Here is a 12,935-nt window from a genome sequence, read left to right on the forward strand (position 1 = left end):
ATCGTGAGATGCCCGAGAACAGCTCGCCCCCTCCGTCGCGACGCGAATTGCGAGAAATTCAAGCCCAGCAGAACACGCAGGCGGCGCCGGAGCAGTCCGACGGTCTGGCAGGGTTGTTCGGCGACCAGTCGTCGGGTGTGCGAGACGAGCAACCCGTGCATATCGCCGGCCGTCCGTCGCGGTCACATGACAGCGGTGGTCGTGGACGTCGTCCTCGCCGGAGGAGGCGTGCGCTGTGGATCACGCTCTCCTGTCTCGCGCTGCTGATCGTGGCGGCAGCCGGGTTGGCTTGGGCGGGTACGAGAGTTTACGCGCAGGCGATGGACGCGCGCACGCACCTTCTCGCGGCGATGCCGCACGCGGCGGAGTTCCGCACCGCACTGCTCGCAGGCGATACCGCTGCTTCGGAAGCCGCCGCTCGCGCGTTCGAGGCGGAAGCAGCGCAGGCGGCTTCCGCGACCGGAGGCAGAATCTGGGGAGTCCTCGAGTCGATCCCGCTCCCGCCCGCTGAGAATCTGCGAGCGGTGAAGACGGTCGCCGAGGCGGCTGAGGAGATGGGCGCTCGTATCTTCGTCCCGGCGAGCTCGATCGGTCTTGCCAGCCTGACCCCTCAGGACGGTCGCATCGACCTGGCGCAGCTCGAGGCGGTCGGTTCCATCGTGACCGAGGCAGATGGTTCGGTAGACGCGCTGGCCGAGCGAGTGGGTGAGATCGATCAGTCGGCGCTCCTGCCGCAGGTGAAGCAAGGGGTTGGCCAGGTCGCCGACGCGATCACCGAACTGCAGCCCATTCTCGCGGCGGCGTCTGACACGCTTGAGCTCCTCCCCGGTATTCTCGGCGCCGATGGGCCTCGGAACTACCTCTTGATGTTCCTGGGCAATGCGGAACTCCGCGCGGGTGGGGGAGGCCCGGGGTCATTCATCCAGGTGCGTGCGGAGGGCGGCGCTCTGTCGATCGTCAGGCAGGCGGCGGCGACCGAGTTCACCAGCGCCAGGACGGAACCGATCGCGCCGTTGGATGCCGAATCGGAGGCTCTCTACTCCGACATCCTCGGACGTTGGATCGCCAACCTCACCGGCACCGCTGACTTCCCCACGAGTGCCGGGCTGGCGAAGGCGTGGTGGGCGGAAAAATTCGACGATCCGATCGACGGCGTGATGTCGATCGACCCGGTCGCCCTCAGCTACCTGCTGCCCGCGACGGGGCCGATTTCCGTGCCGACCGGTGAGACGTTGTCGTCGGAGAACGCAGTGAGTGTGCTGCTCAACGAGGTCTACTTCTCCTACCCGAAGGGCGTCGACTCGAACGCGTTCTTCGATGGTGCGGCCGCAGCGATCTTCGCCCAGATACTCGGCGGAGCGCCAGAGCCGAAGGCATTCCTTCAGGGGCTGGTGCAATCGGTCGATGAGGGCCGGATCCACTTCTGGTCGGCGAACGAGGACGAGAGAGCGGCCATAGGTGCAACGGCCCTCTCCGGCACGCTACCGACGACCAACGACGACGTCACAGCCGTCGGCGTGTACTTCAACGACACCACCGGCTCGAAGATGGACTACTACGTCGATGCAGCCGTGAATCTCACGACGGATCAGTGCACGGCGAACGCCGCCGTGCCGACCTGGACCACGTCCATCAGCTTCACCAACGGCATCAGCCGCGAGGAAGCCGAGTCCCTCCCGAGCTACATCACCGGCCCGTACTATCGGCCGGGTGACATCGCGACGGACGTGATCGTGTATGCGCCGGTGGGTGCGTCCATTGAATCGCTGACGGTCGACGGAGTGGAGACCGCCGGTACCCGTGCGACTCATCTCGGCCGAGAGGCCGTGCGGGTCAGCATCCTCTCGCCGCCAAACTCCACTCAGAACATCGTTGCCACGTTCCGGGGCGCCGATGGCAAGCCCGCAAACGGGTACGGTGCGCCAGAGGTGCAGCATACGGCAATGGTGAGAGAGACGCCGGTGACTCTCGAGGCCCCGGGATGTGGCTAGCCGAGCGCAAGGCGCACGGATAAGCGACGCGTCGTCACGCCCTAGGCTTGTTTCGTGAAGGTAATCAGTGTCGTCGGCGCCCGTCCTCAGTTCGTAAAACTCGCTCCGATCCATCGTGCGATGAACGCCGCGGGGGTGGAGCACGTCATCGTTCACACGGGGCAGCACTACGACCCGATGCTCTCGGATGTGTTCTTCGAGGACCTCGGGATCGGGGACCCCGATGTGCATCTCGGCGTGGGCAGCGGCTCTCATGGAGTCCAGACGGGCAGCATGCTCGCCTCCCTGGACGCCGTGTTCGATGAGCATCGCCCCGACTGGGTGCTCGTCTACGGCGACACGAACTCCACGGTCGCGGCCGCGCTCAGCGCGGTGAAGATGCACATCCCGGTGGCACACCTCGAGGCGGGCTTGAGGAGTTTCAACCGACGTATGCCCGAGGAGCACAACCGGGTGCTCACCGATCATGCCGCAGACGTCCTCCTGGCACCGACCGAGGTTGCTATGGGGCACCTCGCGCACGAGGGCCTCGAAGACCGCAGCGTGATGGTCGGTGACGTGATGACCGATGTTCTGTTCGAGATGCGCGACCAGGTCGGTGCCGCGCCGTCCCGTCTGGTCGCGGAGCTGGGGCTTGAACCGGGTGCTTACTATGTCGCAACGATTCATCGCGCGGAGAACACCGACGATCCGCAGCGTCTGGCCTCGGTCGTCGAAGCGCTGTCTGCTCTAGACCGCCCCGCTGTGCTTCTTGCGCATCCCCGGGTGATAGCGAAGGCAGCCGAGCACGGGATCAACCTTCAGCGTGGGACACTGCTCACTCACGCGCCGCTCGCCTACCCGGATCTCATAAATGCGGTGATGTCGAGTGCAGGGGTGGTCACCGACTCCGGTGGCCTGCAGAAGGAGGCCTTCCTGCTTCGGATCCCGTGCACGACCGTGCGCACCGAGACCGAGTGGGTCGAGACTGTGCAGCTCGGATGGAACGTGCTTGCCAACACCGCCGCGGAGATCGCCGACGCCGTGCGCCGGCCGAGGCCGGAGGTGACGTTGGAGGCGCCTTATGGTGACGGCAACGCCGCGGAGCGCGTGGTCGATGTGCTCTCGGCCGGATCCGCCCGCTGAGCGCAGGGCCGTTGGCTCCTACGGTCCACCCCAGCGACTGATCGGCCACAAGATGGGTCCTGCTTCGCCGACGACGAGAGCCCTCTCTGCCCACCGCCAGCAGTCGTCTGCGGTGGCACCGCCACCTCGACACAGGTATGCCGAGTCGGCGGAGTTCGTCCTGTTGTCGCCGAGCACGAGGTAGGAGTCAGCGGGGACGGTGACAGAGGGAAAACACCGCAATGACGCCGGCTGCGAGTCGCAATCGAGTTCCCCCGCCACGAACGGGAGGTCCTTGCGAACGTAGGGCTCGTCCAGGTCTGCGCCGTTGACGCGTATTGCGCCCCCAGCGCTGCAGCATTCGACCGTGTCGCCGGGCACGCCGACCACGCGCTTCACGAGCACGTACGGCCGGATCCCCGTCGCCTCCCCGACCCAGGAAACCGCGGCACTGAGGCCGTTCGAGGGCGTCGGGCGCTCTCCCCAGGCATCGCCGGGACGGAACACGACGATGTCACCTTCGGCGGGGTCGGACGTGACGTAGGCGAGGCGGTTCACGATGAGCCGATCACCCGGTTCGAGCGTCGGGGACATCGAGCCTGATGATGGCTGCCCCAAGAAAGCGATCACGACAGCCGTGAGGCCCAGCGCGAGTGCCAGGTGGATCCATAGTTTTGATCGCCTTCGGCGGGCAGGGCGGGACTCAGATGTCGTCATCTCGGCCTCCGGGTCGCGCGATCTCGGTAGACCCAATACTGTCAGGACATGCCTCAGAACTCCGCACGCGTCGCGCGAGATGCGAGAAGCGATCTCGCGGCCGTTCCCCAGGGTGGGCGTTTCATCGTGCCCGACGTTCTCCGAGGGTTCGCGATCGTTGCGATGCTCATCGCGCACGCCGCACCTTTCATCCCGAACGTCCCCTCCGCGGTGCACTTCCTGAATTCGAACTTCAGCGCTGTGGCGTCGCCTCTCTTCGCGCTTGTGATGGGCATGTCGGCGGAGCTCGTCTGGCGGCGGGGCGGAAGGATCGGCGCGACGCTGCTCCACCAGTGCCTCCGTGGACTCTTCCTCGTCGTGCTCGGTGTCTGGATGGCCAGCTGGGGATCCTGGGTGGCGGTGGTGCTCGCGTACCTCGGGGTGCTGATCATCATCGGTGCTCCTCTGCTGCTGGCGCGTACCCCGGTAGTCATCGGCGTCATCATCCTGCTGTTCGCCATCAGTGAGCCGCTCCTAGGGCTAGCACGTACATGGACGTGGGTGTACACCGCGCCGGCACCCGTGCGTGAACTCATGGTGTGGACGTTCCTGGGTTCGCAGTACCGCGTGGTGAACCTGCTTCCTATGTTTCTCCTCGGCGCGGTCCTCATCCGACACGGTTTCCGCCGGGATCGCCTCCTCTGGGTGGTCGCGGTGGCGGCGCCCCTCGCTTTCATCGCCCGAGCTCTCCTGGAGTACTTCGACATCGTTCGAGCTCAGTCGGGGGACTATGTCGACACGCTTCGCGACTTCGGACTCGTCTTCGTCGTGTACGTGTGCGTCGTGCTGGCCGCGACAGTCAAGAGGCCGGGCGCGAAGCGGTTCTGGGGACCCGTCTTCGTGCCCCTCATCGCCTGCGGGCAGGTGGCGTTGTCCCTATACCTCCTGCATGTCGGACTCATCGCTGTATGGAACACCGCCCACGGACGCCCGACGGAGAACCTCTGGCTCGGGTGGGTCGTGATCGTCCCGGGGATGATCCTCGTCGGATGGCTCTGGTGGCGCTTCGTCGGCACAGGGCCAGTGGAGTGGGTCATGGGCTGGCTCACCGGCCGTCCTCGGAAGCGCCGGGAGCAGCGGGAGTTCATTGTCGAGCGCGCTGGTTCTCGACCGAGCTGAGCACCTGGGCCGACGAGCGTGGAGAACCTGACCGTGACGATAAGCTCATCAGGTGATAGAGAACGATGTTGTCAAGGGATTGGCGCGCACCCTTCTCATCGTCCCAGCAGCGACGATGACCTATGCGATCGTTCTGCACCACGTTTTCGTCACACTCATCCAACCGAAGTTCTCGTACGCCGGATACCGCTACACCGAGGTGCCCTTCGAGATCACGCTCATTTCCTGGTTTGCGGTGACCGCCGTCGCTTGGTTCCTCCCGCGCGCCCCCCGCCGACCATCCACCGTCATCCTTTGGGTGCTGTACGTGGTGGTCGTCTGTCCTGCGATGTTGATGCTCCCTTATCTAGGCCCCATGTCGCCATGGGAGGCCGTTGAGTTCGGTTTCGGCCTTGGCGCATCCTTCACCCTTGCGCTGGTGGTTTCTGCGCGGAAGAAGGACGCTGAGCCGCTGCCGATCCGGATGACCGCCAGCACTTTCTGGATCGTCGTGGGCGGCTTCACCGCACTTACGTACCTATACGTCGCGGCGACGACCGGTATCAGCCTGTCGTACCTGCAGCTCGCGGATATCTACGACCAAAGAGCCGACTATCGGGAGGCGATCGCGGAATCGACTGCCCTTGGATACCTCGTCTCCAACCAGGCCAACGTCGTCAACCCGCTCATACTTGTCCGCCTCATCCAACAACGGCGGTGGGGATTCGTCCCGTTCGTCGTTCTCGGTCAGCTTGTTCTCTACACGGCCACCGGGTTTAAATCCGTGCTGTTCTCGCTCGTCGCCATCACGCTCATGATCTTTCTGTTCAGGCGAAAGCGACCAAGGATGATCACCCTCCTCTGGGGAGCTTCAGCGCTTCTGCTCATCTGTTGGTTCATCGATCGGCAAACCGATTCCGTAGCCCTCACGTCGCTCTTCGGACGCCGCTTCCTGTACACCCCGGCGCGTCTCTCCGGACTCTACTTCGAGTGGTACAGCCATAATCCCTTATCGATGCTGGCCAATTCGATCCTCGCACCGTTTATCGATACGGAATACGAGTTCGGGCCGGCCCGAACTATCGCGATCTACGCCACGGGCTCCTCCGAATCCTCGCTCAACGCGAACATCTTTGCCGCCGGATTCGCGGAGTTCGGATGGGTGGGTCTGCTCGGAGTGGGACTCCTGCTCGGCATTTACCTGCGCGTACTGGACCGCGCGGCGGGAAGGCTTCCTGTCTGGATGGTGGCATCTGTGGTCGTCATGCCGTCCGTAACGATGGCGAACACGGCGCTTCACACCGCGATGCTTTCTCATGGCCTTGTAGCGGCCGTTCTGCTTCTGGCGCTGGTGCCGCGCGCGGATGGCGGGTCTGGAAGCGGTCCGACCACGGCTGAGGGGCCGAACCTGCGTTCGCGGGTGGGTGCACGGCCCGACCATTTCGCACCCGGCGGGGGCTCACGTGGTGGTCAGGATGCAAACGCCGACGAAGTATCTCGTGCTATAGCGAGCAATCCGTCAGCACAGGGGCCCCGCACAGGGGCTTAGTCGCGTCGCGATCCTGGTGGCTAGCGCACCAATGGAGGTCTCTAGGGTGCCTTTGCACGTCGCCGACCCGGGCCCGTGCTCGTCGTCGCGGCTAGGCGGCCTATACACACGAGAAGGACGCATAGAAATGCGAGGGCTTCGCGCCGAGTGCGTGCCCCCTCTACGAACGTACTCAGAACTGGCGGTTCCGAGGTTTAAAGAGCTGGCACGCATCAGGCGGAGGAGATTTCGACCGCCGCGAGGACGCTGTCGATCAACACTCGTACCTCGTCGCTTCCGACCGCAAGCAACCCGGCCTGCGTTGCGTCGGTGCCGATGAGTGCGGTCGCGGCGGTGGCCGTTCCGATACTGAGCGCCGCCGCAACCGAGCCGCCGACGTCGAGCGCGGAGCGCGGGATGCGCTCGTGTGTTGAGTCTGCCGGATCAGGAAGCGGGCGCACGGTAACCCGGCAGCACAGACGAAAGAGAGCGCCGGCCCTGGGGCCGACGCTCTCTTTTCTCGGATCCGCTCAGAGGAGCGTGATACCGACGTTCTCGGAGGTCGAGTTGTTGCCGGTGACGGAGTCGCCGGTAACGGTCGCGGACATGACCTGCTGCGGTCCGCCGAGGAGTGTGGTGAGCAGACCCACGTTGAGCAGCGAGTCGAGCGTCGTGCCCAGGCCGATGGAGAGGCTGCCGCCGGCGGGAATCGACGGCAGTGTCAGCGTGTAGTTGCCGTCGGCTCCGCCGACCGACACACCGGCTACGGTGGCGATGTTGAGGCTCAGCAGGCCCGGGTTGTACTGCACGACGGCAGTGGCGCCGGCAGGCGAGGCAGCGGTGCCGTTGTTCGAGATCGTGAGCGTGTTCACCGTGTTGATCGTCGCCAGCGTCAGCGGCGGCAGGCCGAGGTTGAGGGTGATCGGGCCGCTGAGAGCCGGCACGAGATCGTCGCTCAAGACCGATGCGGCCGCGAGCGGCGTGGCGACGGCTGCCGCGATGACGGGGACCGACCATGCCGCGCCCTTGACGAGCGTGCGGCGCGAGACGCCCTTGTTCTTCTGGATTTCTTCGGTCACGTGAGTGCCCTCCCTGTTCGATGCAGATGCGGTTTCCCGCGGTGTCGTGAAGAGGCGACACGTTGTCTGCATCCCCCAGGAGCCTCTTCGTGGTCATCAAAGTAGGGCGGGCGAAAGGGGCAGGAAGGAGGTTCCGGTGAACTACGCGCAGGGTGCGCATAACCTGCGCGCAGTGTGCGTTCTGCGTGCGAGCGACTAGGCCCGGCGCGAGGAGCGCAGCGTGCGCGGAGTGGCCTGGTAGGCCTCGTCGAGTGCTCTGCGCATGCTCATCGGAGAGTGGAATCCGGCGCGCTGCGCGATCTGATCGATGCTCAGCACGTCATACCGGCTGTCGACGAGCAGAGAGTGCGCCAGCCGAGCGCGCTGTCGACGGATCTCCGCCGCGACGCTGTTGCCGGATTCGGAGAAGACGAGCTGCAGCTGCCGCAGCGACGACTGCACCTCGTGCGCGACGCGGGACGGATTCAAAGAGGGATCACCGCACTGCTGCGAGATCACGGCGATGGCGCGCTCGCGCAGCACCGCATGCGGTGAGCCCTGGGCGCTGACGCCGCCGATCCGGTCGAGCAGCACCGCACCGCACATCTCCATCACCAGCTGTTCGATCGCGTACTGCTCGATCGCCGACGCCTTGTCGTCGGTGTCCAGCAGGCACCCGACGAACTGCTGCATCGAGGTGTCCAGAAGCCGGCGGTCTGGGAACACGCTCGCGTCGGGAGGCAGTGACGGCACGAACGAGGCGATGGCAGAGCGGGGCACGAGCGCGGCGACGAAACGCCATTGCCCTGCCCACCGCAGCCGGCGCGTGATGCCGTGTGCGGCGACGACGAGGCCTCCCTCGGTCTCGACCCAGGGCTCGCCCTCGACACGCGACCAGAGGGCCTGCGCCTCGACGAACGCGAAGACCGAGTGATCGGGGTAGCTGCTGGTCGTGTCGACGTGGAGCTCGGAGGTCCCTCCGCTCGTGGTGAGCAGGCGCACGCCGCCCGACGCCCGCTCTCGGGAACGCAGCCCCGGCCGGTCTCCGATGCGTCGGATGCCATGCTTCGCGAGCTCTTTGTCGTCGATGACCTGAGCGTATGTGTGACTCACGAGACGTTCCCCCTCAGGGTGCTGGAGTGCAGCAGCGGCGCCTCTGTGGCTGGGACGGTCATGACGTTCCGATCGACGCGTCGCGTCCCCGGTTCACCGTCCCGATGCCTCGATACAGCGGTGTATTGAATATAGATTCAAGCATCCTGGACCTCCTGTCAACACAGATCTCGACTTCGTGCAGTGAGACGACACGAAACTCATCTGCATCCCCCAGGAGCCTCACTGCGAGCCACCGTAGAACGCCTGCCCGAGAATGTCCGGCGAATGGATGAAAAGCGCGCAATGTGCGTTGTTCCTGCGCGCATTGTGCATTCGCTGTCGCGGCTCGGCGGGCGGACGAACGTGGATAGGCTTGCTGCCATGTCCGATCGCTTCCTCGTCAACGCGGTCGGCGCCGTCATCGAGATCGACGCGTCTCAGCGCGATGAGGACTTCCGAGCTCGCGCCCTCGCGGCCTGGGCCGACGCACTCCACGACGGTGATCGCGTCGCCGATGCGGTCGCCGTCGTTCCCGCCGACACGGAGGATGCCGCCGCGCTGTCCGCCCTCTCGACCGACGTCACGGTCAAAGCCCTGGCGCACCGTCGACACGACCCGGTCTGGATGCTGCACGCCGCCGGACTCGCCACCGACGACGGTCGTGTCGTGGTGCTCAGCGCCGCATCCGGCACGGGCAAGACGACGGCGGCGCGGCACCTCTCCCAGCGATACGCCTACGTGAGCGACGAGACCATCGGCATCGACGACACCGGACGCGTCGTGCCGTACCGCAAGCCGCTGTCGATCATCGAACGGGCCACCGTTCCCAAGACTCAGCTCGCGCTTTCGAGCATCGGCGGATCGCACCCGCTCCCCGACGAACTCCGCGTCGCGAAGATCGTCGTGATCGATCGGTCACCGGAGGGCCCGGAAGAGCCCGAGGTCGAACCGCTGGACATCGCCGACGCCCTGGCGCTGCTGGGCCCGCAGACGAGCTATCTCTCCGACGGGCCTACGCCCCTGCAGCGGATCGCCGCACTGCTCGCGGCCACCGGCGGCGCCGTGCGCCTGCGCTACCGGGAGGTGACGGGCATCGACGGGTTCATCGACGAGCTGCTCGACGTCGAGCCTGCTCCGGTGCCACCGATCGCGATCGGAGTCGTGCCCGCGGCCGATACGTCAGCGGCCGATACGTCAGCGCCCGAGGCCTACCGCCGCGCGGAGACGGTCGACGAGCTGGTGCTCGATCAGCGCGTCGTCGTGCTGCGTCGGACACCGACCGGGGGACGGGTGCACGTCCTCGACGGCATCGGTCCGACGATCTGGACCGCGACCGCCGGCGGAACCACGCTCGCTCAGATCGTCGACGCGGTGGTCGCCGCGCACGGAGAACCCGCGGACGGAGACCCCGCATCGATCGTGCAGACGGCCGTGCAGGTGCTCGCCGACGATGGGCTCCTGCTGCCGCCTCAGACCTGAGCAGGCCTCAGACCTGAGCGGTGCCGCGACGGCGCACGCCGGGTTCGGCCTCGGACTCCGTGCTCGCGTCGTCGTCCTTCGCGTAGCGCTCGTAGGCTCCGTAGTACTCGCGTCCGTAGTACGCCGACTCCGCACCCTTGCGGGGCACGCGGTTCAGCACCACGCCGAGCACCCGGCCCGTCGTGCGGGTGATGTTGTCGATCGCACGCTGCAGCATGTCGAAGGTGGTCTTCCCCGAGGAGACGACGATCAGCACGCCGTCCGCTCCGGCGGCCAGCACCGCGGCGTCGGTCACCGGCAGCACCGGCGGCGAGTCCAGGATGACGATCGCCGACTTGCTGATCTCCGCCAGGAAATCGCGCATGCGCTGCGACCCGAGCAGCTCGCTGGGGTTCGGCGGGATGCGCCCCGCGCCGACCACGGCCAGCGGGATGTCGCGGGACGGCCGATGCGCCACGTCCTGCAGCTCGGCACGACCCGCGAGCACGTCGGTGAGACCGACGTCGTGGGACATCCCGAAGATGTCTGCGATCACCGGACGACGAAGGTCGCAGTCGATGAGGATGGCCCACTGGCCGGCGGCGGCGAGGCTGGAGGCGAGGTTGACCGAGACGGTCGACTTGCCGTCTCCGGGCACGGAACTGGTGACCACGATCACGCGCGGCGGGTTGTCGACGTCGATGAACTGCAGGTTCGTGCGCAGCTCGCGCATCGACTCGATGAGGTGGTGCGACACCCCGTGCTGCGACTCGAGCGAGAAGTCGATCACCTGTCGCTCGTCGGCGATGGACTTCTCGAGCGGCAGGGTGCCGATGACCGAGACGCCCGTCTCGCGCTCGATGTCGCGAGGATGACGCACGCGACGGTCGACGGTGTGCCGCACGAACGCGTAGACGAGGCCGAGGGCGAGCCCGGCGAGAGCGCCGATGATCACGTTCAGCCGGGTGTTCGGAGACGACGGGCTGCCGGGAAGACGCGCGGAGTCGCCCACGATGAGGGAGATGGCCGCAGGCGTCTCGGCCGTGCCGCCCTCGAGCTTCTCGATCTCGATCGCCATGCCGTCGAGCCAGGCCTGCGCGAGCGCCTGTGCCGACTCCGGCGTGGGCCCGGTGGCCGTGACCTTCAAGGCAGTGGTGTCGATCGGGTTCGTCACCGTGACCCGGTTCACCAGCACGTCGGGCGAGGCATCGAGGTCGAGTTCGTCGATCGCATGCTCGGCGACCGCACGCCAGGAGCCGAGGTTGAGGTACGACTTCACCCGGCTCTGGGCGAGCTGGTTGCCGACGAGCGCAGAACCGCTCGTGCCGTCGCCGCCCACGGCCGTCACGATGCCGGTCGTATCGGCCGAGTACACCCGCGGCTGCAGGGAGCTCCAGCCGAACGCCAGCGCCGCGCCGACGAGCGTTGCGGCGACGATGACGATCCAATGCGCACGCAGAATGCGCGCGTAGTCTCTCAGTTCCAACTCTTCATCCCCTCGCACATCCCGCGGGGAGGTCGGGATGCAGACATGAGAATGAGCATACGGCGAACACCTCTCCGTCGGAGGCGCACACGGCTCACTTCAGAGCAGCACGCACGATGCGTTCGACCTCGACCAGTGCGGGAGTCAGCTCCGCTGCCGACCGGGCGTACGTCTCGCGGGACCGACGGTACGGGTCGATCACGTCATCGTCCTCGCCCGAGGAGGGCGTGACCCCGCGCTGATCGTTGACCGCGCGCAGCACAGCGGCGAATCGATCGTGAGGGGACGAGCCGGCTGCATCGGCCGCAGCACGGGCGTCGTCAGTGCTCAACGTCGACGCGAGGCGGGCGAACTCGCGGACCGTGAACGTGCGACGAAGCCGATTCGGCATCATCTTGACCACGTGCGACCGATGCTCGCGCGCCATGGTGAGCACGAGGTCGGCGTCCTCGAGGAGAGGCTCGACCAGGTATCGGGCCAGATGGGCGGATGCCGTCGCGGGATCGACGCCGGCCTGCGCGGCCAGCTCGAGAGCCTGCTCGGGCATGCCGTGACCCACGAGAGCGTGAGTGCCCGCGCTGTGCACGCGCACTCCGAGGGGTTCGAGGTCGGCCCGCAGCATGACCTCGGCCAGCGGCGACCGGCAGATGTTGCCGGTGCACACGGTGAGGATGGTGAGCTGCGACGTCGGAGCGTCCGACTCCGGTGCGCCCAGGATCGCGGCGAGGGGTGCGGCATCCTCTGCGGGGGTCGACGCGGGAACGACGGGTGCGGACGGCCCGTCCGTGGCGGCGGCGGAGTTCTGTCGCTCGCGCCATTCCCGGCGGCTCATACCTGCCGGAGGTCCGTCGTCGTGCGGGGGGTTCACGCCACCAGCCTAGGGCTCCTCGCGGGCCGGGACGGCAGGATCAGGACGATCAGGGCCGCGATCACGCCGCCCACGAGCGTTCCGAGACTGTTCGCGATCACATCGGAGATCGTGGGGAATCGCGAGGGCATGAGCCCCTGGACCGACTCGATCAGACCGCTCATCAGCGCGCCGATGAGCACCACCTGCCACAGCCGCAGGCGCGACCAGGCGAACGGCAGCAGGAACCCCACCGGGACGAAGAGCGCGACGTTCGCGAGGAACTCGAAAACCACGGCGCTCTGATAGTAGGGAGCGATGCCGGCTTCCGACACCCACCGCGCCATCAGTCCCACCAGACCCGTGACCTTCGCCGAGACGTTCGCCGGCAGCCACACCGTGAAGCCGATGAAGAGCAGGTAGCCGACGAGTGCGATCCGGGCCGTCGCAGCCCCGGCGCGGACGGGAGCAGCGGTGGCGGAGGGCATGCCGTCATGGTAGCCGCGGCACCCCG

Annotated in this window: 12 protein-coding genes; 5 read left to right on the forward strand and 7 right to left on the reverse strand. The window is 66.6% G+C overall.

Annotated features, from left to right (window positions below):
* Positions 1–8: 8 nt before the first annotated feature.
* Both AC6CHX_RS12350 and wecB read left to right on the forward strand, forming a co-directional pair.
* Positions 9–1,991 (forward strand): DUF4012 domain-containing protein, encoded by a 1,983-nt coding sequence (locus AC6CHX_RS12350; protein ID WP_498273058.1) that lies wholly within the window; start codon positions 9–11, stop codon positions 1,989–1,991.
* 54 nt (positions 1,992–2,045) lie between these two features.
* A complete protein-coding gene (gene wecB / locus AC6CHX_RS12355) occupies positions 2,046–3,116 on the forward strand; it encodes a non-hydrolyzing UDP-N-acetylglucosamine 2-epimerase (RefSeq protein WP_498273059.1) in 1,071 nt (356 codons plus the stop codon).
* Between the two features lie 18 nt (positions 3,117–3,134).
* Here the strand turns inward: wecB and lepB are convergent, their stop codons facing one another.
* Positions 3,135–3,812 carry a signal peptidase I gene (lepB, locus tag AC6CHX_RS12360; RefSeq protein ID WP_498273060.1) on the reverse strand — a complete coding sequence of 226 codons (678 nt, stop codon included), beginning with the start codon at positions 3,810–3,812 and terminating at the stop codon, positions 3,135–3,137.
* Between the two features lie 48 nt (positions 3,813–3,860).
* Between lepB and AC6CHX_RS12365 the strand changes: the two genes are divergently transcribed.
* Positions 3,861–4,970 carry an acyltransferase family protein gene (locus tag AC6CHX_RS12365; RefSeq protein WP_498273061.1) on the forward strand — a complete coding sequence of 370 codons (1,110 nt, stop codon included), beginning with the start codon at positions 3,861–3,863 and terminating at the stop codon, positions 4,968–4,970.
* Between the two features lie 52 nt (positions 4,971–5,022).
* On the forward strand, positions 5,023–6,498 hold the full coding sequence (locus AC6CHX_RS12370) for a hypothetical protein (RefSeq protein ID WP_498273062.1): 1,476 nt from the start codon (positions 5,023–5,025) through the stop codon (positions 6,496–6,498).
* 212 nt (positions 6,499–6,710) lie between these two features.
* Here AC6CHX_RS12370 and AC6CHX_RS12375 read toward each other — a convergent pair whose 3' ends face one another.
* The 3 genes from AC6CHX_RS12375 to AC6CHX_RS12385 all read right to left on the reverse strand — a co-directional run bounded on the left by AC6CHX_RS12375 (position 6,711) and on the right by AC6CHX_RS12385 (position 8,648).
* Complete coding sequence (locus AC6CHX_RS12375; RefSeq protein ID WP_498273063.1) at positions 6,711–6,938, reverse strand: hypothetical protein; 228 nt, start codon at positions 6,936–6,938, stop codon at positions 6,711–6,713.
* 69 nt (positions 6,939–7,007) lie between these two features.
* Positions 7,008–7,556, reverse strand: coding sequence for a hypothetical protein (locus AC6CHX_RS12380; protein ID WP_498273064.1), 549 nt, complete (start codon positions 7,554–7,556; stop codon positions 7,008–7,010).
* A 195-nt stretch (positions 7,557–7,751) separates the two neighbouring features.
* A complete protein-coding gene (locus AC6CHX_RS12385) occupies positions 7,752–8,648 on the reverse strand; it encodes a helix-turn-helix domain-containing protein (protein ID WP_498273065.1) in 897 nt (298 codons plus the stop codon).
* A 363-nt stretch (positions 8,649–9,011) separates the two neighbouring features.
* Between AC6CHX_RS12385 and AC6CHX_RS12390 the strand changes: the two genes are divergently transcribed.
* Positions 9,012–10,109 (forward strand): PqqD family protein, encoded by a 1,098-nt coding sequence (locus tag AC6CHX_RS12390; RefSeq protein WP_498273066.1) that lies wholly within the window; start codon positions 9,012–9,014, stop codon positions 10,107–10,109.
* A gap of 7 nt (positions 10,110–10,116) precedes the next feature.
* Here AC6CHX_RS12390 and AC6CHX_RS12395 read toward each other — a convergent pair whose 3' ends face one another.
* The 3 genes from AC6CHX_RS12395 to AC6CHX_RS12405 form a co-directional block, all read right to left on the reverse strand.
* Entirely contained in the window at positions 10,117–11,574 is a 1,458-nt protein-coding gene (locus AC6CHX_RS12395; protein WP_498273067.1) for a tyrosine-protein kinase domain-containing protein, read from the reverse strand.
* A 94-nt stretch (positions 11,575–11,668) separates the two neighbouring features.
* The gene (locus tag AC6CHX_RS12400; protein ID WP_498273068.1) at positions 11,669–12,442 is read right to left on the reverse strand and encodes an arsenate reductase/protein-tyrosine-phosphatase family protein; all 774 of its coding nucleotides are present in this window, start codon (positions 12,440–12,442) and stop codon (positions 11,669–11,671) included.
* Positions 12,439–12,909 (reverse strand): VanZ family protein, encoded by a 471-nt coding sequence (locus AC6CHX_RS12405; protein ID WP_498273069.1) that lies wholly within the window; start codon positions 12,907–12,909, stop codon positions 12,439–12,441. The genes AC6CHX_RS12400 and AC6CHX_RS12405 overlap by 4 nt, the downstream gene beginning before the upstream one ends.
* Positions 12,910–12,935 lie beyond the last annotated feature (26 nt).

It is taken from the genome of Microbacterium sp. GQ128, from assembly GCF_059758615.1.